General features: G+C 71.5%; 3 protein-coding genes. All 3 read right to left on the bottom strand.

What is annotated here, in order from left to right; all coding sequences use genetic code 11:
• Positions 1 to 9: 9 nt before the first annotated feature.
• From GYH36_RS19935 to GYH36_RS19070, 3 genes are read right to left on the bottom strand one after another with little or no spacing between them, the layout of a single operon-like run.
• Entirely contained in the window at positions 10 to 363 is a 354-nt protein-coding gene (locus GYH36_RS19935) for an integrase core domain-containing protein (RefSeq protein ID WP_312028724.1), read from the bottom strand.
• Between the two features lie 35 nt (positions 364 to 398).
• Positions 399 to 956: an IS3 family transposase gene (locus tag GYH36_RS20430; RefSeq protein WP_312028725.1), complete on the bottom strand. Its 558-nt coding sequence runs from the start codon at positions 954 to 956 to the stop codon at positions 399 to 401.
• Positions 953 to 1,270: a helix-turn-helix domain-containing protein gene (locus tag GYH36_RS19070; RefSeq protein ID WP_115941774.1), complete on the bottom strand. Its 318-nt coding sequence runs from the start codon at positions 1,268 to 1,270 to the stop codon at positions 953 to 955. Before GYH36_RS19070 ends, GYH36_RS20430 begins: the two co-directional genes overlap by 4 nt.
• Positions 1,271 to 1,339 lie beyond the last annotated feature (69 nt).

Here is a 1,339-nt window from a genome sequence, read left to right on the forward strand (position 1 = left end):
TGTCCCGCGTCAAGCTGCTGGCAGGTTTTGGGTCTCGGGAAAGTTGGGGGTCAGCGGGTCGGCCAGGCCCAGGTGGACCTCCAGGGGCCGGTTCCAGGCGATGGCCTCGTGGGGGCGGACGGTGTTGTACTCGGCCCGGTAGTCGTCGGCGTGCGCGACGAGGGACAGGACGTCGTCGATCTCTTCGAGGAAGAGCCGCTCGTACTTCAGGGAGCCGAACCCGCGTTCGCGTGACCCGTTCTGCCCGGGCGTACGCACCCGGGTGCGCACGTGCCGCAGCTCGGGGTGGGCGGTGATGAACGCCTCGAACCGGAACGAGCGGAACGGGCCACCGTTGTCCGTCACGACCGTCACCGCGGGCACGACGTTGCCGTCGCCGTCGCGGGCGCACGCGTCGATCAGGGGCGGCCGAACATCGCCTCGTAGTCGGCCAGGGCAAGCTCGATCGCGGCGATCGCGTCGTGCTGGTTCGCGGTCGGGGACACATGCCACGGGTGCTCGTACTTCGACCAGTAGTCCCGGCACCCGGCGATGCGCCACGTGCCGCCGGTCGTGGTCTCGAACTCGGAGAAGTCCAGCTGCCACACCTGGTTCGGCCCCGTCGGTTCGGTGGCGAACGCGGCCTTCCTGCGGGCCGCGAGCTGGCGGCGTTCCCGCTGGTAGGCGGCGGGCAGGATCAGCCCTTCATCGCGTAGCAGGCGCAGCACGGTGGCCTGGGAGACCCGGTGCCCGTCGTGGCGCACCATGGCCCACACCTTGCGGTGTCCCCATGCCGGATGCGCCAACGCGTGCCGCCGCGCGGCCACGCGCACGCTCTCGCGCGCCGGGCGCGGCCACGGCCCCTTGACCGGGGACCCGGCCCGGGCGCGGGCCTGCCAGCGTCGCCACGACCGCTCGGGCACGCCGATCACCTGGCAGAACCTCGTGGTCGGCATGCCCGCCTGGATGCGGATCACCTCGAGGTCCTCGAAGGGCCCAGCCGGCCCTCCGCGGACTTCTTCCACACCCGGACCTCCAGGTGCGCCTCACCCAGGGCCTGGGTCAACTCGGCGACCTCGGCCTCCAGCTGCTGCTCACGCGTCGAGGGCCCCGACTTCCCCGCCGCCAGGCCGGTCCTGCCGGCCTCGAGGAACGCCCGCTTCCAGTTCCCGACCGACTGCTCGGACACCTTCGCCCGCCGGGCGGCCTCGGCGACGGTGACCTCGCCGGCCAAGACCGACAACACGATCCTGGTCTTCTCCTCGGCCGGAACGGCCGGTGGTCTTGCCATGAACGATCAGACTCCTCACAGGTCAGGCCCGCAAGCAACGGGCCCTGCCACAAAGTCTGACGCGCGACA

It is taken from the genome of Cellulosimicrobium composti (genome assembly GCF_010287905.1).
Lineage (GTDB): Bacteria > Actinomycetota > Actinomycetes > Actinomycetales > Cellulomonadaceae > Cellulosimicrobium > Cellulosimicrobium composti.

What these genes read in the sequence shown, in the direction of transcription:
- GYH36_RS19070 (WP_115941774.1), bottom strand. Translation starts at nt 1,270, where the DNA reads ATGGCAAGACCACCGGCCGTTCCGGCCGAGGAGAAGACCAGGATCGTG.